Raw genomic sequence first — 21,037 nt, forward strand, 5'->3', positions numbered from 1 at the left:
GGAGGAGATATCTGTGAAAAGAAGACTGATGATGATAGCTTCTGCTGCTGCGGCAGCTGTTGTGCTCTCGGGGTGCAGCCTTTTCCTGTATGACGATGAGAGCAGCTCGACAAGCTATCAGACGACCGTGAAAACCGAGAAAAACAGAGCCACCACCACGAACAAGATATACATCGTGGAGGAGGACGAGGAGTACACCACCACCTCGAAAAAGAACGGCAGCGAGGATATCGACCCGGATTCCCTTGAAAGAGTGTCTGTAGGCACTACCAAGAAGAAGGATACCGACAAGGATATCGTGCTAACGACTACTACCACGGCAAAGCTCTCGGAGTATAATACGCTCCAGCTGCCTAAAAACAACGAGTATTTCGATATAACCAAGCAGTACCGCATATCAAAGGACACAGAGCTCAGATACGGGCCGTCTGATGAATATACCTCACAGGTGAGCCTGCGTCAGGGCGATTCGCTGTCCTGCTACGGCAAGAGCGGCAAGTGGTATTATGCTTTGTATGATAATAACACTTATGGCTGGGTGCATGAGTCTGCACTTGAAGGAATTGCCAAAAAAACCACCAAGAAGAAAAATTAAACGTTTGAGCTATTGACATTGTACCTTGTAGGTGGTATAATAATTGGGTATGGTGTTTTTATTGACAATATAATAGTAAGGAGACAAAAATAAATGGATGAGTCAACCAAGGAAATTGACCTTGCCGAGCTTTTAGGGGAATTGCTTAAAAGGATAAAGTTCATTATCCTTATCTCCGTAATTATCGGCGCACTGGCTTTTGCCTATGCAAAGTTCGTTCTTCCGCTTCAGTACAGTTCAAGTATCTCGATGTATGTCAAGAACTCTGACAACGCTTCAGAGCAGGTCGCGCTGGGTGATATCAATGCATCTAAGAGCCTTGTTTCAACATATATAGTTATTCTTCAGAATGATGCAGTTATTGATAAGATAGGCGATGCTATACTTAAAGAATACGGCGCAGATGACCTTTCTGATTATCTTTCCATAGCATATGACGACAACGATAAGCCCTATGTGGTGACATCTTCCCTGAGAAACTGCATAAAGCTCACAGCAGAGCAGGATACTGAGGTGCTCCTCATATCTGTTACTACAAAGAGCGCAGCGCTCAGCGTTTCGATATGCAACGCTATGGAGCAGATAGGCCCTGAGGAGATAAAGCGTGTCACACAGGCAGGCTCTGTACAGGTAATAGGCACTGCCAAGTACCCCAACAGCCCCTCCGGCCCGAATGTAAGAAGATATACACTTATAGGCATAGTTTTAGGCTTTATACTTTCCGCAGGCATCGTTATCGTTAGAAAGATGCTCGATACAACGATCCGTACAGGTGACGATATCAAGACGAGGTTCGATTATCCTATCCTCGCTGAGATACCCGATATCGAGGCAAAGGAGACCAAGGGAGGGTATTATAAGTAATGGCATTGTTTAAGAAAAAGCAGAATAATAACTCTAAAAAGAGATTTACACTTTTTGAAGAAAATGTTCCCTTCCAGGTAACTGAGGCTTATAAGACCTTAAGAACAAATATAGTCATGGCTCTCGCAACACAGCGCAGCAAGGTGTTCGCTGTTTCGAGCGCTAATGCAGGTGAGGGCAAGTCAACAACTGCTGCCAACCTTGCGATAGTTTTCTCGCAGGCAGGCAAGAAGGTGCTGCTGATAGATGCCGATATGAGAAAGCCTGTTCAGCACAGAGCTTTCAAGTTCAAAAACGATAAGGGTCTTTCGACTCTCCTCGGCGGTATCGACTCGTTCAAGCAGGTGCTCAAATCAAAGACACCTAACCTTGATGTTATCACAAGCGGCCCTATACCGCCCAACCCCTCTGAGATGCTCGCATCTGAGAATATGAAGATACTTCTCGACGAGCTGGTAAAGTATTATGACTACGTTATCATAGATACTCCGCCTATAAACGTCGTTACCGATACGCTCACACTCAGCCCGAATATCGGCGGTATAGCAATGGTAACACGTTCCGGTGTCGCTACCTACGATGAGGTGAGCCGTGCAGCTACTTCCATAGAGTTTGCAAACGGCAAGCTGCTGGGCGTTATAGTAACAGCTATTAACGAGGACACAGCTACCTACAAGAGAGGCTACTATAAGAAGTACTACAGGCGTGACTACGCTTACAGAGCAAGCAGCTATGACCCGGCTGTCAATAATGCTAACGAAGACTAAAAGAAACATATCCGCAGATACCACATCTGCGGATATTTTGCAACACTGCGCAAAGACCGCCTAACGGCTTCGTGCGGAATTGCTTTAAAATGAAAGGACGGTAGTTATGACTTACAAGGAAGAATTTATCAAGTTCATGGTAGACAGCGGCGTGCTGACGTTCGGCGAGTTCACACTCAAAAGCGGCAGAAAGGCACCTTACTTCATCAACTGCGGCAATTACAAGACAGGCGCACAGCTCTCACGCTTAGGCGGCTTCTATGCTGACTGCATAAAGGAGAACGGCATCGAGGCTGAGACACTTTTCGGCCCTGCATACAAGGGCATACCGCTCGCTGTTGCAGCTGTTACATCGCTTGCTGACAAGTACGGCATCGACTGCTGCTACTGCTTCGACAGAAAGGAAGCAAAGGATCACGGCGAGGGCGGAATGTTTGTAGGCAAGAAGCTTGAAGACGGTGAGAAGGTAGTTATCATAGATGACGTTATGACCTCCGGCAAGGCGCTCAGAGAGAGCCTTCCCAAGCTCAAGAGTGCAGCTGATGTGAATGTTACGGCTATGGTCATCACAGTTGACAGAATGGAGAAGTCGCTCGACGGCGAGCTCTCGGCTGTAGAGCAGGCTTATAAGGACTTCGGCGTGAAGGTATACTCTATAGTAAACATTAATGACATAATCAAGGCCATCGAGGACGGCATCGTGCCCGGTACAGAGTATCTCGAAAGCATGAAGGAGTACAGAAAAATGTACGGCGTTGGCTGATATCGGAGAGGAAACAAAAAACTCGCCGCAAAAACACAAGCGATTGTGGTCGGTGTGTGATAGAATACGGCATATTTTGCGGTCGGGGGTTTTTTGTAACTAAATTGTAGTAAAATGTAATTTCTTTGTTGTTGTTATTTACAAAGTAATGGTATATAATATTATATGTAGAGCAAAGAAAGAAAAGAATGAAAAACTAAGTGACAAACTCCTTAGCTCATTTCATCCTCTCCAAAATTTTTACACAAACAAAGGGCAGCTGATAAGGCTGCCCTTTCGTTTTGCCTTTCTCCCTCTTGATAAATGCATCAAAATAGTGTATAATATACATATCGTATTTACAGAAAGGACGATACTGAATATGTCAGAGCAGAGAATACCCAAAAGAAGTGAAGTTGATAAGGCCTATACATGGGCGATAGAGGATATATACCCCTCCGACAAGGCGTGGGCGGCAGACCTTGCAAAGCTAAAAGCCGTGCCGGCAAAACTCATGACCTACAAGGGCAGGCTCTCCGAGAGCGGAGATACGCTGCTTGGATTTTTGCAGCTTTCAGATGAGATATCGGTGCTCGTTGACAGCCTTGCAAACTACGCACAGCGCAAGAGCGACGAGGACACGGCAGTTGCAGTATATCAGGCCATGACAGGCCAGCTTATGAGCACCTATGTTGAGATAAACTCAGCAGGCAGCTTTGAAACGCCTGAGCTTATTGCAATAAGTGACGAGAGAATGGCAGAGCTTTACAAGGAGCAGCCGGCTCTCGAGCTTTACAGGCTCAATTTAGACCGCATAAGGCGCAAGAAGGCGCACGTTCTCACAGAGGCCGAGGAAAAGATAATGGCGCTCGCAGGGGACGCTATGAGCACGCCTGAGAATATCTTCTCGATGTTCTCTGATGCTGACCTTAAGTTCCCGGACGCTGTAGATAAAGACGGCAGCGCTCATCAGGTGACACACGGCAGCTATTCGCCGCTGATGATGCAGTCTGACAGAGAGCTTAGAAAGTCTGCCTTTGAGTCGATGTACCACACATATGATAAGTTCCGCAACACTATGGCTGCGACCCTTTCGGCGCAGATAAAGAGCGTGCAGTTCTATGCAAAGGCAAGGAAGTACGACTCCTCGCTCCAGGCAGCGCTTGATGCGAACGAGGTGCCTGTCGAGGTGTACACAAACCTCATTCAGGCGGTGCATGACAATATGCACTATATGTATGACTATGTGGCACTCCGCAAGAAGCTGCTGGGCGTTGACGAGCTGCATTTTTACGACCTCTATGCGCACATGGTATCAGATGTCGAGATGAAGATAACCTTTGAAGAGGCCAAGGAGACTGTTCTCAAAGCACTTGCTCCTATGGGCGAGGATTACCTTAAGATAATGCGTGAGGGCTTTGAAAACCGCTGGATAGACGTATATGAGAACGAGGGCAAGGCAAGCGGCGCATACTCGGCAGGCGCAAGGGTTCACCCCTTTGTAATGCTCAACCACAAGGACACGCTCAACTGTATGTTCACCCTTGCTCATGAAATGGGTCATGCTATCCATTCTTATCTCTCAAACAAGAACCAGCCGGTAGCCTACAGCGACTATGTGATATTCGTAGCAGAGGTGGCTTCTACCTGCAACGAGGCGCTGCTTATGCAGTATCTTCTCAAGACCACCGAGGACAAGAAGCAGAAGGCATACCTTATAAACTACTTCTTAGAGCAGTTCCGCACGACACTTTACAGGCAGACGATGTTTGCAGAGTTCGAGCTTAAGATAAACGAGCTTGTTTCGCAGGGCGAGAGCCTGACAGCGGACGGATTGTGCGAGATATACAGAGAGCTCAACAAGCTCTACTTCGGCGACGGCATAGTGCTCGATGACGAGATAGCTCTTGAATGGGCGAGGATACCGCATTTCTACTACAACTACTATGTTTACCAGTACGCCACGGGCTACAGCGCAGCGATAGCACTCTCGACAAGGATACTCAGAGAGGGCGAGGGCGCTGTGAAGGACTACATCGGCTTCCTCTCGGGCGGCTGCTCGAAAACGCCCATAGAGCTTTTAAAGGACGCAGGCGTTGACATGGCGACCGCACAGCCGATAAACGATGCCCTTAAGCTCTTCGGCGAGCTGATAGGCCAGATGGACGAGCTGATGAAATAATAAAAACAGGCGCTTCTCTGCTAAGAGAGCGCCTTTGTCAGTTAATAGTTAATAGTTAACAGTTAACAGTTAAGGTGTGCGGCGCAGCCGCACGGTATGCCCATTCGGGCGGAGCCGCTGCGCTTAGTGAATAATGAATAGTGAAGAATGAATAGTGAATAGTTGAGGTGCGGCGAAGCCGCATTTCCGAAGGGTCGAGGTGGCGCATGAGCCGACACGGTCGGCTCGAAAGCCCCTCGTGTACCCCCCTGAGGACGAGAGAGCCGCCTTGAAGGTAAGCTGCCGTTGCGAAGGGGTGTGGGGGCGACCGCAAAGCCCCCACAATGTACCCTATGGGAGCGAGAGAGCCGCCTTGAAGGAAAGCTGACCCCACTAATTAGCTAAAGGACAACGGTTGGCTTATCCTACGCTACGGTAGGGGGGCTTTCGAGCTGTCGCAGACAGCTCATGCGCCACCCCTGCTTCGGCTTCGCCTTCGCCACCCCCTTCGGGTTCACCCCCCACACGCTGAGTTGAAGACGAATACAGCCCGAATGGGCATCTCGTCGGCGTAAGCCGACACCACAACTGTTACCTGTTACCTGTTAACTGTTAACTGACCAAGCGGCGCACCTCAATTATGCATTATGCATTGAAAAAGCACCATACCTATTGCCTGTTACCTGAAAAAAGCGCCTCCGCCGGAGACGCTTTTTTAGCTTACTTGACTTTGACGCTCAATACCTTTGAATAAGCGCCGTAGACGTATTTGCCGCTGACCTTCTTGAAGGCTCTTACCTTGACGTAGTAGGTGCTGCCCTTGGTGAGCGAGCTTATCGTCGCAGAAGCGGTCTTGTTGCTGTTTATGACCTTCTTCTTGGCTGATGAGAAATTGCTCGATGTCGAATATATCACCTGATAGCCCTCGCCGGAGGTGTTCTTAGACCATGTGGCCTTCATGCTGCCGCTTGAAGGCGATGTCAGCGTCTTTAGCGTGGTGGCCTTGGGAACTATCGTGAAGGTCTTTGTTACCGAGCCGCTGTAGTTGCCTGTGCCGGTTATCTTGACAGAGGCTATGCCGATGTTTATGTTGTTGGTGTAGCTAAGCGTGTAGTCCTTGCCGAGAGTAAGGGTGTTGCTGCCTACCTTGACAGTCGGGGTGGGCTTTATCTTGCTTCCTGTGTAGGGGAATGTAAGGCTTGAAAATGCCACGTTCGCATTCGCTACAGATGCACGCTTTACCGTGAAGCTGCCCGAAACGGTGCCCTTGTATTTGCCTTTGCCTGTGGCTGTCACAGTCGCAGTGCCGGTGTTTGTGTTGTTTTTGTAGGAGAGAGTGTAGTCTGTGCCTTCTTTTAAGGTCTTGCTGCCGTATGTTACCTTTGCAGCCGGCTTGCAGGCCTTGCCTGTGTAGGTGACGCTCTTTTGTGCAGGCTCTATCTTTGCGCTCTTAAGGTCTCTTACTATCTTGCTGTCGTCAAACGAGAGCACAACGCCTGTTAAGGTGATGCTGTAGTCGTCGCTGTTGCAGTCAAACCATATCCTTGCATACTTGTCATCGTCCTTGAAAAAGCCTGTGGGTTCTTCAAGCGTCACGCAGTAGTAGCCGTCGGTTATCTTCTCCATTGTCAGCTCTTTGTGAGAAACAGGCTTTAAGTCGTCGCTGTAGACCACCTCGCCGTTGCTGTCGAGCTGATAGGGAACGAATGACCACTCGTGAGCCACTCTGCCGAAGGTGCTGCTCTCGGTGCCAAGAGAACCTGTGAAGTCTATCTCACCGTTTATGGCCTTTTTAGCCACGCTCTCATCCACCCTGAATGTAAATGTCACAGCAGAAACGCCTGTGATATCCGTAACGTTCGGGAAGCCGCCCTTTTCGCCGTCCTCGCCGGTGCCGTAGATAACAGCGCTTGTGTAATATTTCGAGCGGCTCTGTGTATCTGCCGCAGCGACATCAAAGCAGCCAAGCGTCACAGCCGCAGCCGTTGCAGCCCATACTGCCGATAGCTTTTTAAACATCTGTATCTGTCCTTCCTGTATATACTATACTATATTATAATATATTATAGCACAGACCCCACAGATTGTAAATAGGCAATTTGACCTATATTTCAGGCAAATTGTGTGTATATCTCCTTTTGCGAGCCCTTGACTGAATAGTCCCACCTGCCGAGCCTGCCCGAGCGTGTGAAGTATTCTATCTCCGGTGTCCCGGCAGGGGAGTCGAACACATCTACCACGATGAGCTTTATCTTCATCTTTTCGGGGATAATGGCCTTTATGTAGACGCTCGCACTCATGCCTGCCTTTGCGCCCTCAAACGGCTCGGCAAGGCCTGCGAGGTTGGGGGCAAGCTCTATGAACACGCCGTAGCTCTCGACCGAGCGTATTATGCCGCTTACAGTCTCGCCCTGTGTGAAGCGCTCGGCGTTCTGCTCCCATGTGCCTAACAGCTCCTTGTGCGAAAGGCATATCCTGCCGCCCTCTCGCCCCTTGACGACGGCCTTTATCGGCATACCGTTGTAGAACCTGTCGGCAGGGTGTGCTATGCGTGAGACGGATATCGCATCAATGGGTATCAGCGAACATATGCCGCAGCCTATGTCGGCAAATGCCCCGAACGGCTCTAAATGCGTCACGCAGGCATCTATTATGTCGCCGGCAGAAAGCAGAGACAGATATTCCTGCGTGCAGCGCTGCTGGGCTGCCCTGCGTGAGAGCACGGCATGAGCCCCTCCCGCACCTACAGACAGTGGCACAAAGCAGACAGGCTTGCCTACACGGGAGAGGATAGCTATGTCACGCACCGAGCCGTCGCTTATGCCTAAAGCGCCCTCCTCTCTCGGTATCACAGCCCTGCAAAACGGCAGCTCGACGTATAAGTCGTGCTCCTTAGAGCATACAGCCGCCCTCGCTTCGAGGATAAGCCCCTTTGCTGCGGCTTCTGCGAGCCTTTCGGGCGTTTTGAGATAATACTCGCTTTCCGAGCGGTCTTTGATGTATCCTTCCGGGTAAAACCTTTCCATGCTTGTATCAATTCCTTTCCTTGAATATTTCATGCTATTAGGGCAACACCGCCGGGCCACCGGCGGATACCTTTGCACGCCATCCACTTGCAAATTTTCCGTCATATCACCCAAATTTACCTTGAAATACGTTAGTATTCCTGCGGTAAATTTAGCCAATCTGACGAAAAATTTGACTGCGTGTCTGACGTACAATGGCCCAGCGGTGTTGCCTTAGTCTAAGTCTATGCAGCCTTTATCTATTATATTACTCAAAGGGGGATTTTTATGCTGAAAAAATGGTTCTGAAAGGTCATTTCAGGGGCAGGATAAAAGGTTACAAATTGTCACAAAAAACGGACACTAATTTGAAACCATTTCTTGTGTCTGCTGACATATTGTTACACAAATTGTTGGGATATGTCGTTTTTTTAATCGTTTAAGTATGCATAAAACCGTTGTCGATTTTAATAAAGATATATTACTCATAAGTAAATTTTTGTACATATTGGGTCAGAAAATGTAAATAAACTGTAAAAACACTTGACAAATGGGGTGGGCAGTGTTACAATAACGAAGTAATTTGTAACTCTTTTGTAATTATTGATTGCAAGGAGAATTTTATTGTGACAGTGCTTCTTGCACCTGTTGCCGAAAGGAGATGAAAGGCGGGGTTTCGGAACACCACAGCCGAAATATCTTTCGCCAACTAATTTATGGGTATTATTTCTAACACATCAAGTGAGGGCGTCACGTCTAAGCTGAATAAGGCAATAACAGCGATATTAGCAATTTCTATATTATTTGTATCCTGCATCGGTGAGACTAAGGCTTATGCCGCAGAGACCGAGACAGCTGCAACAGCAGTAACAGCTCAGGCAGAGGAGAAGGCCGAGACAAAGCAGGAGACAGCAGCATCAACAGCTGCAACCACCACAGCGACAAAAACAGCAGCTACAACAACTGCCGCAAAGACAACAGCTGCCAAGAAGGTAACACTCAAGACTCCTGTGTTCGTTGGCGAGGCTAAGTATGACAGCGGTGCTACACACCCCTACAATGCGCAGACTTCACAGCTCATCGTAAGATATAAGGCTGTAAAGAACGCCGAGAAGTATCAGCTCTACATCAAGGGCGGCAAGTATAAGAAGTGGACAAAGATAAAGACCACTGCTGACACAAAGGTAAAGGTCAAGAAGCTCCAGAGAGGCACGACTTACAAGTTCAAGGTAAGAGCAGTAAGCGGCAGCTCCAAGAGCGAGTTCTCAAAGACACAGAAGCTCTCCACCGCAGTTATGGACTACGATGTATACGGCTATCAGGCAATATGCAGGATAGTGTTCCATGAGGTAGGCGGCATGGCAGGCGAGATGTGGGATAAGCCTATCGTTTACGTTTCTGACTGCGTGGTAAACAGATTCGTTGCTGCAAAGTACACAGGCAAGGGCGTATGGGCAAGCTACTACAAGAGATACAACACCGTTCAGGATATGATATACTTAAGCGGCAACTTCATGTCGTCATACGGTCTTGCTGCTGACGGTGCGATATACAGCAGAGTTCCCAAGAGAGTAAAGGTCGCAGCATACGGCGCACTTTACAACAAGACAGCACTCAACGGCATCAAGAACGACAGCACAGTATACTACTGGTGCAACCGTCCCTACTATTCTTCTGACAGCAGGATAGCGTACTCCTTCAAGATACCGTGGGGCTACTTCAACGTATGGAGAGAATACTGGGGCTAAAGTCCATTAAAAAAGAGACCTTATGACAGGTCTCTTTTTTGTTTATCAGAGGTAAAATGAGTAGGAGGCAGGAGCTTTTCCTACATCTTTGTATTTTTCGTATAGATAGCGAAAAAGCAGTCCCTATTGGGACCGCCCTTCATGAAAAGTATTTATTCAACATAATCATTATAGCACTCACAGGGGGATATTTAAAGTAAATTCTTGGGCTTTTTTGTAAATATATTGTAAAGCGACATAAATCGACGGAAAGCCCGTAGATACGCCATTTTAAAAATGTTAAACGATTTAAGCAACCGCTTTTGTTGATTTAGGCAAACATTTAACTAATTATAAACACCCATTTTTACCCATAGATACTACACGAAACCGATTACTCTTGACATACCCCGTGCAATGTGTTATAATTTTAAAAAAATAGGCGAAAAAACGCCGGCTTTAGAATAAGGGAGAAGAGAATAATGATGAGTAAGAGAAACCCGATAGTGGTAATAATACTGCTCGTGCTGGCACTTGTCTTTGCGGCATATGGGTCTATCAGGTATTTCACCGGCAAGGCGAAGTATGATGACCTTATAGCTTCCTGCACGGCTCAGGCAGACGCAGAGGTGATAAGCTGCGATTCGCACATCGTCAAGGAAACAAAGCGTGTGTCAAAGCACTCGACCAAGACTGTCTCGCACACCTACTACCTCACAAAGGCTCAGTTTACAGTAGACGGCAAGCAGTATGTCTGCGAGGAAGACAGCACGGTGGAATTCCCCGTAGGTGCTCTGACGACTATACAGTATGACCCGTCAGACCCCGAGAGGAACTTTATCGGCTCTGCCCCCATGAATGATTACCAGAAATATCTGCGCCCGATGATAATCGGCGGTGTACTGGCTCTTGCAGGCGTGGGCACGCTGCTTAAAATGAGAAGCGCTGCCTGATAAGCCAAAGTGATACGGCAAAATAGTAACCCCCGAAAGGAAGTAATAAATATGACTGTTTATGAAGCAAAGCAGAAGATACTGGAGCTTAAGAAGGAAAAGGATATCTGTATCCTCGCACACAGCTATGAGTCAAGAGACATTGTAGAGGTGGCAGACTACACAGGCGATTCCTACAAGCTCAGCGTCGATGCATCAAAGGTCACAAATAAGAACATCGTCTTTGCAGGCGTGCATTTTATGGCGCAGACAGCCAAGATGCTCTCGCCCGACAAGCACGTTTATATGCCCAACACCGCTGCCGGCTGCGAAATGGCCGAGCAGATGGACGTAGAGCTGCTTGCCGGCATGAAGGCCAAGGAGCCTGACAGGACGGTCGTAGCTTACATAAACACCACAGCCGAGCTCAAGACGCTGTGCGACATATGCGTTACATCATCGAGCGCTGTCAAGATAGTAAGCTCTATACCCGACAAGAAGATACTCTTTATCCCTGACTGCAACCTGGGTGCTTTCGTGCAGAAGGCCTGCCCGGACAAGGATATAATGCTGTTTAACGGCGGCTGCCCTGCACATCAGCGTGCAACAAGGCAGGACGCAGTCGATGCCAAGGCTGCACACCCCGATGCGCTGCTGCTCGTTCACCCCGAGTGCCGCCCGGCAGTCACAGAGCTTGCCGACTATGTAGGCTCGACAAGCGGCATCATGAATTTCGCAAAGAACAGCGACAACAAGGAGTTCATCATAGGCACAGAGCTTTCGATAGCCGAGCATCTTCAGTACGAGTGCCCCGACAAGCGCTTCTGGCTGCTCACAAAGAACATCATCTGCCCCAACATGAGAATGACCACCCTTATGGACGTCTTTAACATCTGCAACGAGATAGGCACAGACGCAGCAGCTGACAGAGAGATACTCATGAGCGACGAGCTCATCGCCAAGGCAAAGGTCTGCATAGATCGCATGATAGAGCTTGGCGGCTGATACACGCAATACAAGCCCCCTGACAAGCGTTTGATGTCAGGGGGCTATCTTATATCCTGTAGATACAAAAACGCCGCAGCGACGCTGTGAGAGGCCTCACAGAAGCTGCGGCGTATTTTATTATACTTTGAGGTGCTTGCCGGTGCTTATTGATGTACCGACAGCGCCGATAAGAGCGCCTGCGACGGCATAGGAAACAGCAACTATCTTGAACAGGCTGTCGAAGGAGTAGAGGTTCTGCATACCGAGAACTGCCCAGAGCGAGAAGTCGGTGCTGAATATCTTATAAACGCCCTCGTAAGCAAACTGTGTCAGGAAGAGCGCACAGGCTGCTGCTATGATACCCACTATCATACCCTCGATGAAGAAGGGTATCTTGATAAAGGTGTTAGTAGCGCCGACGTACTTCATGATGTTTATTTCCTTACGTCTTGTGAAAACGCTTGCCCTTGTGGTGTTTGATATGATGATAAGGCAGACGAGCACGAGTGCTATGATTATCGCTGCCGAGATCACTGTTACAACTCTCTGGATGGATATGAGCATATCCGTAAAAGATGTAGGAGACTTCACCGAGTCAACGTTCTTGATAGAGCTTATCTGAGCGGTAGTCTCGCTCATCTTCTTGATGTCTACAACAGTCATCTTGAATGTGTCGGGGAGGGGGTTGTCGTCGGCGTACTTAAAGAGGTCCTGCTCGTCCTTGGGCATATCCTCTACCATTGACTTCCACGCTTCCTCCTTCGAGTAGAACTTAAGCTCGTTGACGTTCGGTATGCGTGTTATCTCCTTGGTGAGCTCGTCCTTTTCCTCCTGGGTGATATCGTCCTTGATAACGACTATCGCCTCGCTCTTGTCCTCGATGCCGTTTATTATCTTCGAGAGGTTTATCGAAGCCAGAGCCGAGAGCCCTACCATAAGAAGTGATACAAGTATTATACAAAACGATGCAAAGGACATCATTCTGTTTTTCCAGATGCTTTTAAAACCCTGACCAACAAGGTATCTCATACTACTGAATCTCATTTGCCCTTACCTCCAACTACTTCATCGAAGGATATGACACCCTTGTTGATATTTATTATTCTTCCGCCGAAGTGACGTACTATGTCGTGCTCGTGGGTAACCATGAGAATGGTAGTGCCGCACTCGTTTATGCCCTTAAGAAGCTCAACTATCTCATAAGAGAGCGCCGGGTCGATATTACCGGTAGGCTCGTCAGCGATTATGAGCTTGGGGTCATTTACCAGAGCTCTTGCAAGAGCCACACGCTGCTGCTCACCGCCCGAAAGCTCGGTGGGGTAGGCCTTTGACTTTTCGGTAAGGCCAACGAGCGAGATAACGTAGGGAACTCTCGTTCTTATGTACTTTGCAGGTGCATCTATAACTCTCAGAACGAAGGCTATATTCTCATACACCGTCATTGTGGGTATAAGTCTGAAATCCTGGAAAACAACGCCTATCGTGCGTCTGAGCTTGGGCACCCTGCTGCGCCTGAGCTTTGAAAGGTTGAAGCCGTTTACCGTTACAACGCCGGAGGTTGCATTGATCTCCTTAAGTATCAGCTTTATAAGCGTTGACTTGCCTGCGCCCGAGGGGCCGACAACGAACGCAAAGTCGCCGTCGTTGATCTTGAGGTTTACTTTGTTAAGCGCATCCACACCGCTTGTGTAGGTGACGGACACGTCCTTGAACTCTACCAAAATATTACACTCCTAACTTAATAATTGCAAATGCCTGCCGTATTTTTATGTATGGCAGGCATAAATATGTGCATAACCTTAGAACTTAACGGGGTTTGCCGATAAGTATTTCTTTACCATAAGAGCTATCTTGAAGATGATAGCATGGTCGAACTCTCTCAGGTCAAGGCCTGTGAGCTTCTTGATCTTTTCAAGTCTGTATACGAGAGTATTTCTGTGAACGAACAGCTTTCTCGATGTCTCGGAAACGTTGAGGTTGTTCTCGAAGAACTTCTGTATAGTAAACAGTGTCTCATGGTCGAGCGACTCGATAGAGCCCTTCTTGAATACCTCTCTTAAGAATGTCTCACAGAGAGTTGTCGGGAGGTGATAGATAAGTCTTGCAATACCGAGGTTATCGTAGGAAACGATTATCTTGTCAGTATCGAACACCTTGCCGACTTCAAGAGCTATCTGAGCTTCCTTGAAGGATCTTGCAAGATCTCTTACACCCTCAACGACTGTACCTATACCCACGTTTACTCTTGTATAGAACTCGCTTGAAAGTGTATCTGAAATGCTTCTTGCGAGCTTTTCAAGGTCTCTTGAATCAATGCCCGAGGAGACCTCCTTGACGAGCACGATATCGCTCTCAGTGATGTTGAAAACGAAATCCTTATTCTTGTCGGGGAAAAGGTTCTGTATAACATCGTAAGCAGAAACGTCGTTAGACGAGATTATTCTTATGAGCAGAACGACTCTCGGAGTATCCGAGCTGAAGTGCAGCTCTCTTGCCTTTACATGGACATCGCCGGGAAGCACGTTATCGAGCACAACGTTCTTGATGAAGTTGTTCCTGTCATACTTCTCGTCGTAATACTGCTTGATGCTCGAAAGTGTGATAGCGAGGATGCTTGCATACTTTGCAGCCACCTCGTCTGTGCCCTCTACGAATACTGCGTAGTCAGGCTTCATGTGTGCGCCGAAGGGCTTGTATGTGTAGCCGTCCCTCACAAAGATATCATGTGAATCGCTCAGATCAAGGGAAACGAACTCATTTGTAGTGCCCACCTGCGAAAGCTCCGAGCAGGCAATGATCGAGGCATTCTCGTCGATAACGCCTATGGTGCAGTCGATAGTGTCACGCATCTGATGAACAACGCTCTGAAATAATCTGTTTGACATAAGTTTTACTCCTCTGCTTACATATTTTTACTTGAGGACATGACAGACCGTTTTATCTGCCATTATCATTCATAAACCATTATACCAAAAATAAAGAAATTTTGCAAGTGGTTTATAGTAAAAATGTTCAAAACCGTCGAAGCGGGCATTTTGAAATCCCTGTTTATTACAAATTGTAACATATTTTGCCCCCGAATGTGTTAACGCATTATTAAGACACACCTGAGAAAGCCTTGCATCTAAAGGCACAAACAAATTCGCAGCCCGAAAACAAGGTAGTTTTTGTTACTCTTTTGTAAATTCTAAACTTTTTATGAACGGTATACAAATTGCACAAAAACGGGGTACTTTTTACATTAAACTCAATGAGCAAGCGGTTTTATATGACCCTTGCATTTGGGGCTGATTCGTGATACAATAAGTAGTGAACAGTTAATAGTTAACAGTTAACAGTTGTGGAGTCCTGCTGCGCAGGACAGATGCCCATTCGGGCAGTTCTTGCGGTTTTATCCTATATTCAAACGATAATGCATGGGTGAAAGGCCGAATGGCCATACGTCCGCCGCAGGGAAATGTTTTGCAAAGCAAAACTTTCTTCTTATCGGCTTTGCCGATAAGACACGACACCTCACCAAAACTATTAACTGTTAACTCTTAACTAAACACCTGACGGGAGGAACCAAATATGACGCCTTATGAGAAGCTGAAAAAATGCTATGAATGTGTAAGAGAAAAGACTGATTTCGTGCCGCAGATAGCGCTCGTGCTCGGGTCGGGGCTGGGGGCATTTGCTGACAGTATGAAAAAGGTCTGCGAGATAGACTACCGTGAGATAGAGGATTTCCCGATATCCACCGTTGAAGGCCACAAGGGCAGGTTCGTGTTCGGCTATGTTGACAGCGTGCCTGTTGTGTGTATGCAGGGCAGGATCCACTACTACGAGGGATATGATATCTCAAACGTTGTCCTCCCGGCAAGGCTCATGGGTATGATGGGCGCAAAGGTGCTTTTCCTGACGAATGCTTCGGGCGGAATCAACAAGAAGTTCTCGGCAGGAGATTTTATGCTGCTGACCGACCATATAGCAACATTCGTGCCTAATCCGCTTATCGGCCCCAACATCGACGAGCTCGGCACACGCTTCCCGGATATGAGCGAGGTGTATGACAAAAAGCTCGTAAACATTATTAAAGAGACTGCAAAGGAAAACAACATAAAGCTGCAGGAGGGCGTGTATGCAATGCTCACAGGGCCTTCGTTCGAGACACCGGCTGAGATAAGGATGCTCGCAAAGCTCGGCGCTGACGCAGTAGGCATGAGCACGGCAGTAGAAGCGATAGCTGCAAGGCACGCAGGCATGAGGGTGTGTGCTGTGTCATGCGTGTGCAATATGGCTGCAGGCATTAACCCCACACCGCTCACTCACGCAGAGGTGCAGGAGGCAGCCGACAAGGCAGCCCCGAAGTTCAGAAAGCTCATAGCACGCTCTATAGAGGAGATATCTGATGCACTTCTCACAGGGGCGGTATAAGGAGAGCTTTTTTCTGTTGTAATGAAAAAATGATAAATCAGGATTTATTGGTGCTTTGTGCCGATAGGCAGTGAATAGTGAAGAATGAATAGTGAATAGCAGAGGTGTTCGCTTCGCTCACATTATTTTTTAAATATATCGCCGCAGGCGATACCTTAACTATTCACTGTTAGCGCCATAAGCGCAAAACTCCGATCTATCGTAAAAAGGGGGTAAGATAATATGCAGTATTTCGACACCGACCCCGTAAGGCTCTCAGCTGACGGCAGGAGCATTATCATCATCGACCAGCGCAGTCTGCCGAATGAGGTGGTTTACACCGGGCTGACAGAAGCCAAAGCCATGTATGATGCCATAAAGACCCTTGCTGTAAGGGGTGCGCCGTGCATAGGCATATTTGCGGCATACTGCGTGTATGTGCGCTCACTCTATACGCCTGATGAACAGCTTGACAAGGCACTGGGGGAGTTTTGTGAGTATCTTGACTCATCACGCCCTACAGCAGTCAATCTTTCCTGGGCGCTCGGCATTATGAGAGAGCAGCTTGGAGCATCACAGGCTCTCCCGGCAGACAGCCGCAGGGAGCTGCTTAAGCAAAAAGCCATTCAGATACACCAGAGCGACATCGACACCTGCCGCAGAATTGCCGAATACGGCCTTTCGCTTGTAAAAGAGGGCGACGGCATAATCACCCACTGCAACGCAGGAGCGCTCGCTACATCACGCCTTGGCACAGGGCTCGGGCCGCTGCTGCTTGCGGCAGAGCGTGGGATAAAGCTGCGCCCGTATGTTGACGAGACAAGGCCGCTTTTGCAGGGGGCAAGGCTGACAGCCTTTGAGCTTGAAAGGGCAGGGCTTGCGCCGACGCTGATATGCGACAACATGGCGGCGTATGTCATGAGCCGCGGGCTTGCGCAGGCGGTCTTCATAGGCGCTGACAGGATAGCCGCAAACGGCGACATCGCAAACAAGATAGGCTCGCTCAGCTTAGCGGTAAATGCAAAACACTTCGGCGTGCCGTTCTATGTTTTTGCGCCCGGCTCAACGATAGACCGCAGCTGTAAGTGCGGTGCGGACATCGAGATAGAGCAGCGTGACGGCAACGAGATAAAAAGCCTTTACTTTGCCCGACCCATAGCCCCTGAGGGAGTTGCGTGCTTAAACCCTGCCTTTGACGTTGTGCCGGCAGAGCTTATCACGGCGATGATCACCGAAGACGGGATATTCAGGGCACCGTTTGAGTTTTAGCAATGCATCGTGCATTGTTACAGAAAGGAAAGCATACATGAAAAAATATCTTGAAATAGGAAAAATAGTCTCGGTGTTCGGGATAAAGGGCGAGGTCAAGGTCGAGCCTTGGTGCGACAGCCCGGAGTTTATCTGCGAATTCGACACGCTCTACTACAAAAGCGGCACACCTGTCGAGGTCGAGCGCTCACGGGTGCATAAAAACCAGGTGCTCCTGAAAATAAAGGGCATCGACACCCCCGAGGAGGGCGTAAAGCTCAGGGGGCGTGTGCTTTATATGGACAGGGACGATGTTGAGCTTGACGAGGGCGCATACTTCCAGCAGGATCTTTACGGGCTTATAGTCAGGGACAGCGGCACAGGCGAAGAATACGGCGAAGTGACCGATGTCTTAGAAACAGGTGCTAATGATGTGTACGAAATAACGGACAGAGAGAAGAATAAAAAGTATATCCCTGCGATACCCGATGTCATAGACCGGGTAGACCTTGAAAAGGGCGAGATGCTCATAACGCCGCTTGAGGGGCTTTTTGACTGATATGAGGATAGATATTGCAACGCTTTTCCCGGAGCTTATGGAGAGCTACCTGAGTGCGAGCATTATAGGCCGTGCGAGAGACAAGGGGATATTCACCGCCGAATGTCACAACATAAGAGACTACGCCTTCAACAAGCACAGGCGTGTCGATGATACGCCCTATTCCGAGCGGCAGGGTATGCTCATGCAGGCAGAGCCTATCTACCGCTGCTGGCAGGCTGTGTGCGATATGCAAAGGCGCCAGCCGCACGTTATCTATATGTCGCCGCAGGGGGCGACGCTTACCCAGAAAAAGTGCATAGAGCTCTCGAAGATGGACAGCTTATTCATTCTCTGCGGCCACTACGAGGGCGTTGACAACAGGATAATAGAAAAGATAGTCGATGAGGAGATATCCATAGGCGACTATGTGCTCACCGGCGGTGAGCTGCCGGCACTCGTGCTCGTTGACAGCGTTGCCCGTATGCTTGACGGCGTACTCAAAGAGGAGGACGGTTACATGGACGAGAGCCATTTTAACGGCCTTCTTGAATATCCGCAGTACACCCGACCCGAAGTCTGGGAGGGCATGGCTGTGCCGCCGCTGCTGCTTTCGGGGCATCACGCAAACATCGAAAAATGGCGCCACGAGCAGCGTCTGATAACTACTTACAAAAAGCGCCCCGAGATGCTTGATAAGCTGTCTCTGAGCGATGAAGATTTGGCTATAATTCACAAGGTCGATGAGGGGTAAAATGCCCCTTTTTCGTAAATTTAGAACAAACAACTAATAATGTTAACTTATTTTGTATAAACTGTTTAAGTGAATTTAAACTTGCTGTGCATAGTGCATAAGATTGTTGAAAACTTTTAGGCGATATATGAGCATTTCTACAAAAAATCGTCAAAAGCGGTTTGTTTGTTCAAAATTTGCGTTGACTGTCAGAAAAATGTTTTGTATAATATATTATAGCAGAGAGGAAAGCACCTATAGGCTTAAGGGGCTCTGCAAAAGATCGGCGTATTCGGCGCTGAGATCTTATGTTTAATTATGTATGAATGGAGAGATCAAACATGACTTTAAAGGAAGTAGTAGTTCAGAATCAGGTAGGCCTTCACGCTCGTCCGGCAACATTCTTCATCCAGAAGGCTAACGAGTTCAAGTCCTCGATCTGGATCGAAAAGGAAGAGAGAAGAGTTAACGCTAAGTCCCTTCTCGGCATTCTTTCGCTTGGCATCGTTGGCGGCACAACAATAAGAGTTATTGCTGACGGCTCTGACGAAGAGGCTGCTGTTGAAGGTCTTGTTGAGCTCGTTGAGAGCGGCTTCGCTGAGGACGCAAGATAATTCTCTTTACTTAAAGAGCAAAGTTTACCCGACATCTCGTTTTGAGGTGCCGGGTTTTTGTTTTAGGCAACACCGCACGACCACCGGCTAATGCCTTTATATCACAAGTCGATACTTTTTATAAACCTCTCCTTGAACCCCTCGTCCTCCGAGAGGGGGAGTATCTTTGCAATACCGGCAAGCCTTTCAAGGCGCTTTACAAAGCCCTCATCAAACAGCGAGAGCTGTGCGCCTTTAAGCGACGTGTTGCCGGGGGTGACGGCCTTTTCTCTGAGCTTTTGGGGGATAAGCCCTATGGTGCAGGCGCTTTTTACGTCAAGAAAATGCCCGAAGCCGCCTGCTATTACAAGCCTGTCGATAGCTTCGTAGTCTGTGTGCGAGCGCTCAAGCAGCGTGTCAAGACAAGCCCTTATCGCCGCCTTGGCAAGCTGTAACTCCCTTACGTCCTGCTGGGTAAGGGATATCTTGTCGGTGAGCATCAGGCCTGTGTCTGCCAAACTGTCCGAAAATACACCCCGTTTGTCAATAAGCCCACTGTCGGCGCAGTAAGCAAGCGCATCAACAGCACCCGAGCCGCATATGCCTTTGGGGGGAGCGTTATCGACCGTGTCGAATGCAAGCCTTCCGTCTTTGCTGTAGACCCGGCACACCGCACCGCTGACACCGCCCATTCCGCAGCTTAGCTCGCCGCCTTCAAGGGCAGGGCCTGCCGCCGCCGAGGCGCACAAAAGCTCGCTCCATGTGAAAAGTGCCGCCTCGCCGTTGGTGCCGAGGTCTAAAAAGAGGGTGCAGCGCTCATCATCAAGCGTCGCAGCAAGGCCTGAGGCTATGTCGCCGCCTATAAATGCGCCGAAGCCCTTTATAAGAGCTGCCGGGATATCGGGCAGGCAGGCGTTTTTAAAGCTCTCGCCTAAAAGCTCTGACAGAGGCATTACCTCTCCGCCCAGCGTCGCAGGCGAAAAAGGCGCTTTGCCGAGCCCCGAGCAGTCAAGCCCGAGCAGCATATGATACATCGCCGTGTTGGCAGCGATGCTTACCCTTTGTATGTCAAGCCCCTCTGCGCCGAGCCTTGCAGCGGCTGATGCTATGTCCTGCTGCATGGCGGCCTTTATAGCGTCTCTGTTCCCGGCAAGCGATGAGCCTATCCTTGTTATAACATCAGCGCCGAATGCGGCGGCGCTGTTGGCTGCTGCGACTGTTCTTACCGCACGCCTGTCGGTGATATCCACAAGCGAGAGGGCGATAGTTGTCGTGCCTATGTCGGCGGCTATGCCGAAGGTGTGGGTGCGCTCGGGCGTTTCCCACATTTTATCAGGGGTGTTGAAGCTGCTGTCGTTATCAGGTATCTCGATGCGCACAGGGGCTTTTGTTACGGCCTTGCAGGCAAGGCGCACGCCGTCTTCAAGCTGCTCACGGGAAAGCAGCTGCCTGTCAGCAGGCGTTATGTCAAGGCTGCCTGCAATGAGCTTTACTGAACACTTGCCGCACGCCCCTGCGCCCTGGCAGTGAGCAGGCAGGGATATCCCCTTGCTGCGAAGGTATTTCAGTATGTTCACTCTGCCCGGAATGACCGTCTGCATCACATTCACCGCCCCTTCATTAAGATAACATATATTGTATCATATTTGCCGTTTAAAATCAATAGTATTAATGAAATTGCGGTTGATTTTTCGGGGCAATTGTGATATAATATTATAGATATTATTCTGAAAACCGAAACGGAGATACT

19 protein-coding genes are annotated in these 21,037 nt (G+C 48.7%); 13 read left to right on the forward strand and 6 right to left on the reverse strand.

All coding sequences use genetic code 11. The features are described 5' to 3' along the window. The first annotated feature begins 13 nt into the window (after positions 1 to 13). The 5 genes from CD05_RS0102145 (at position 14) to pepF (ending at position 5,150) form a co-directional block, all read left to right on the forward strand. Entirely contained in the window at positions 14 to 595 is a 582-nt protein-coding gene (locus CD05_RS0102145) for an SH3 domain-containing protein (RefSeq protein WP_028509108.1), read from the forward strand. 93 nt (positions 596 to 688) lie between these two features. Beyond that, complete coding sequence (locus CD05_RS17100) at positions 689 to 1,459, forward strand: Wzz/FepE/Etk N-terminal domain-containing protein (RefSeq protein ID WP_051588770.1); 771 nt, start codon at positions 689 to 691, stop codon at positions 1,457 to 1,459. Next, complete coding sequence (locus CD05_RS17105; protein WP_051588771.1) at positions 1,459 to 2,226, forward strand: CpsD/CapB family tyrosine-protein kinase; 768 nt, start codon at positions 1,459 to 1,461, stop codon at positions 2,224 to 2,226. The genes CD05_RS17100 and CD05_RS17105 overlap by 1 nt, the downstream gene beginning before the upstream one ends. 106 nt (positions 2,227 to 2,332) lie before the next feature. Beyond that, complete coding sequence (gene pyrE, locus CD05_RS0102160) at positions 2,333 to 2,989, forward strand: orotate phosphoribosyltransferase (RefSeq protein ID WP_028509109.1); 657 nt, start codon at positions 2,333 to 2,335, stop codon at positions 2,987 to 2,989. 361 nt (positions 2,990 to 3,350) lie between these two features. Beyond that, positions 3,351 to 5,150 (forward strand): oligoendopeptidase F, encoded by a 1,800-nt coding sequence (gene pepF / locus CD05_RS0102165; protein ID WP_028509110.1) that lies wholly within the window; start codon positions 3,351 to 3,353, stop codon positions 5,148 to 5,150. A 699-nt stretch (positions 5,151 to 5,849) separates the two neighbouring features. On the opposite strand, the gene CD05_RS0102170 is transcribed toward pepF, so the two are convergent. Both CD05_RS0102170 and CD05_RS0102175 read right to left on the reverse strand, forming a co-directional pair. Continuing rightward, on the reverse strand, positions 5,850 to 7,148 hold the full coding sequence (locus tag CD05_RS0102170) for a fibronectin type III domain-containing protein (protein WP_028509111.1): 1,299 nt from the start codon (positions 7,146 to 7,148) through the stop codon (positions 5,850 to 5,852). A gap of 92 nt (positions 7,149 to 7,240) precedes the next feature. Continuing rightward, positions 7,241 to 8,155 carry a S1 RNA-binding domain-containing protein gene (locus CD05_RS0102175; RefSeq protein ID WP_028509112.1) on the reverse strand — a complete coding sequence of 305 codons (915 nt, stop codon included), beginning with the start codon at positions 8,153 to 8,155 and terminating at the stop codon, positions 7,241 to 7,243. A gap of 695 nt (positions 8,156 to 8,850) precedes the next feature. Between CD05_RS0102175 and CD05_RS17110 the strand changes: the two genes are divergently transcribed. The 3 genes from CD05_RS17110 (at position 8,851) to nadA (ending at position 11,798) form a co-directional block, all read left to right on the forward strand. Beyond that, on the forward strand, positions 8,851 to 9,882 hold the full coding sequence (locus tag CD05_RS17110; RefSeq protein ID WP_051588772.1) for a fibronectin type III domain-containing protein: 1,032 nt from the start codon (positions 8,851 to 8,853) through the stop codon (positions 9,880 to 9,882). Between the two features lie 461 nt (positions 9,883 to 10,343). Beyond that, positions 10,344 to 10,814, forward strand: coding sequence for a DUF3592 domain-containing protein (locus CD05_RS0102185; protein ID WP_028509113.1), 471 nt, complete (start codon positions 10,344 to 10,346; stop codon positions 10,812 to 10,814). Positions 10,815 to 10,865: 51 nt separating this feature from the next. Further along, complete coding sequence (gene nadA / locus CD05_RS0102190) at positions 10,866 to 11,798, forward strand: quinolinate synthase NadA (protein ID WP_028509114.1); 933 nt, start codon at positions 10,866 to 10,868, stop codon at positions 11,796 to 11,798. A 120-nt stretch (positions 11,799 to 11,918) separates the two neighbouring features. Here nadA and ftsX read toward each other — a convergent pair whose 3' ends face one another. The 3 genes from ftsX to CD05_RS0102205 form a co-directional block, all read right to left on the reverse strand. Then, positions 11,919 to 12,824, reverse strand: coding sequence for a permease-like cell division protein FtsX (ftsX, locus tag CD05_RS0102195; protein ID WP_028509115.1), 906 nt, complete (start codon positions 12,822 to 12,824; stop codon positions 11,919 to 11,921). Then, positions 12,821 to 13,501, reverse strand: a complete 681-nt coding sequence (gene ftsE, locus CD05_RS0102200) for a cell division ATP-binding protein FtsE (RefSeq protein WP_028509116.1) — start codon at positions 13,499 to 13,501, stop codon at positions 12,821 to 12,823. Before ftsE ends, ftsX begins: the two co-directional genes overlap by 4 nt. 78 nt (positions 13,502 to 13,579) lie before the next feature. Beyond that, positions 13,580 to 14,665, reverse strand: coding sequence for a helix-turn-helix domain-containing protein (locus CD05_RS0102205; protein ID WP_028509117.1), 1,086 nt, complete (start codon positions 14,663 to 14,665; stop codon positions 13,580 to 13,582). 685 nt (positions 14,666 to 15,350) lie between these two features. Between CD05_RS0102205 and CD05_RS0102215 the strand changes: the two genes are divergently transcribed. The 5 genes from CD05_RS0102215 to CD05_RS0102235 all read left to right on the forward strand — a co-directional run bounded on the left by CD05_RS0102215 (position 15,351) and on the right by CD05_RS0102235 (position 19,308). Next, positions 15,351 to 16,196 (forward strand): purine-nucleoside phosphorylase, encoded by an 846-nt coding sequence (locus CD05_RS0102215; RefSeq protein WP_028509118.1) that lies wholly within the window; start codon positions 15,351 to 15,353, stop codon positions 16,194 to 16,196. 222 nt (positions 16,197 to 16,418) lie between these two features. Beyond that, positions 16,419 to 17,444, forward strand: coding sequence for an S-methyl-5-thioribose-1-phosphate isomerase (mtnA, locus tag CD05_RS0102220; RefSeq protein ID WP_028509119.1), 1,026 nt, complete (start codon positions 16,419 to 16,421; stop codon positions 17,442 to 17,444). A gap of 37 nt (positions 17,445 to 17,481) precedes the next feature. Beyond that, positions 17,482 to 17,982 (forward strand): ribosome maturation factor RimM, encoded by a 501-nt coding sequence (gene rimM / locus CD05_RS0102225; protein ID WP_028509120.1) that lies wholly within the window; start codon positions 17,482 to 17,484, stop codon positions 17,980 to 17,982. Between the two features lies 1 nt (position 17,983). Then, on the forward strand, positions 17,984 to 18,715 hold the full coding sequence (trmD, locus tag CD05_RS0102230; protein WP_028509121.1) for a tRNA (guanosine(37)-N1)-methyltransferase TrmD: 732 nt from the start codon (positions 17,984 to 17,986) through the stop codon (positions 18,713 to 18,715). Between the two features lie 320 nt (positions 18,716 to 19,035). Continuing rightward, entirely contained in the window at positions 19,036 to 19,308 is a 273-nt protein-coding gene (locus CD05_RS0102235) for an HPr family phosphocarrier protein (RefSeq protein ID WP_028509122.1), read from the forward strand. Between the two features lie 101 nt (positions 19,309 to 19,409). Here the strand turns inward: CD05_RS0102235 and CD05_RS17115 are convergent, their stop codons facing one another. Beyond that, positions 19,410 to 20,888 (reverse strand): ASKHA domain-containing protein, encoded by a 1,479-nt coding sequence (locus CD05_RS17115; RefSeq protein WP_051588773.1) that lies wholly within the window; start codon positions 20,886 to 20,888, stop codon positions 19,410 to 19,412. Positions 20,889 to 21,037 lie beyond the last annotated feature (149 nt).

It is taken from the genome of Ruminococcus sp. NK3A76 (assembly GCF_000686125.1).
Lineage (GTDB): Bacteria > Bacillota > Clostridia > Oscillospirales > Ruminococcaceae > NK3A76.

Bases quoted from the DNA above. Each gene is read 5' to 3' on its own strand.
- CD05_RS17100 (WP_051588770.1), top strand. From the start codon at position 689: ATGGATGAGTCAACCAAGGAAATTGACCTTGCCGAGCTTTTAGGGGAA.
- CD05_RS17110 (WP_051588772.1), top strand. From the start codon at position 8,851: ATGGGTATTATTTCTAACACATCAAGTGAGGGCGTCACGTCTAAGCTG.
- CD05_RS0102175 (WP_028509112.1), bottom strand. From the start codon at position 8,155: ATGGAAAGGTTTTACCCGGAAGGATACATCAAAGACCGCTCGGAAAGC.
- CD05_RS17105 (WP_051588771.1), top strand. From the start codon at position 1,459: ATGGCATTGTTTAAGAAAAAGCAGAATAATAACTCTAAAAAGAGATTT.
- CD05_RS17115 (WP_051588773.1), bottom strand. From the start codon at position 20,888: ATGCAGACGGTCATTCCGGGCAGAGTGAACATACTGAAATACCTTCGC.
- CD05_RS0102235 (WP_028509122.1), top strand. From the start codon at position 19,036: ATGACTTTAAAGGAAGTAGTAGTTCAGAATCAGGTAGGCCTTCACGCT.
- CD05_RS0102215 (WP_028509118.1), top strand. From the start codon at position 15,351: ATGACGCCTTATGAGAAGCTGAAAAAATGCTATGAATGTGTAAGAGAA.
- trmD (WP_028509121.1), top strand. From the start codon at position 17,984: ATGAGGATAGATATTGCAACGCTTTTCCCGGAGCTTATGGAGAGCTAC.
- pepF (WP_028509110.1), top strand. From the start codon at position 3,351: ATGTCAGAGCAGAGAATACCCAAAAGAAGTGAAGTTGATAAGGCCTAT.
- pyrE (WP_028509109.1), top strand. From the start codon at position 2,333: ATGACTTACAAGGAAGAATTTATCAAGTTCATGGTAGACAGCGGCGTG.
- ftsX (WP_028509115.1), bottom strand. From the start codon at position 12,824: ATGAGATTCAGTAGTATGAGATACCTTGTTGGTCAGGGTTTTAAAAGC.
- mtnA (WP_028509119.1), top strand. From the start codon at position 16,419: ATGCAGTATTTCGACACCGACCCCGTAAGGCTCTCAGCTGACGGCAGG.
- CD05_RS0102185 (WP_028509113.1), top strand. From the start codon at position 10,344: ATGATGAGTAAGAGAAACCCGATAGTGGTAATAATACTGCTCGTGCTG.
- nadA (WP_028509114.1), top strand. From the start codon at position 10,866: ATGACTGTTTATGAAGCAAAGCAGAAGATACTGGAGCTTAAGAAGGAA.
- rimM (WP_028509120.1), top strand. From the start codon at position 17,482: ATGAAAAAATATCTTGAAATAGGAAAAATAGTCTCGGTGTTCGGGATA.
- CD05_RS0102170 (WP_028509111.1), bottom strand. From the start codon at position 7,148: ATGTTTAAAAAGCTATCGGCAGTATGGGCTGCAACGGCTGCGGCTGTG.
- CD05_RS0102205 (WP_028509117.1), bottom strand. From the start codon at position 14,665: ATGTCAAACAGATTATTTCAGAGCGTTGTTCATCAGATGCGTGACACT.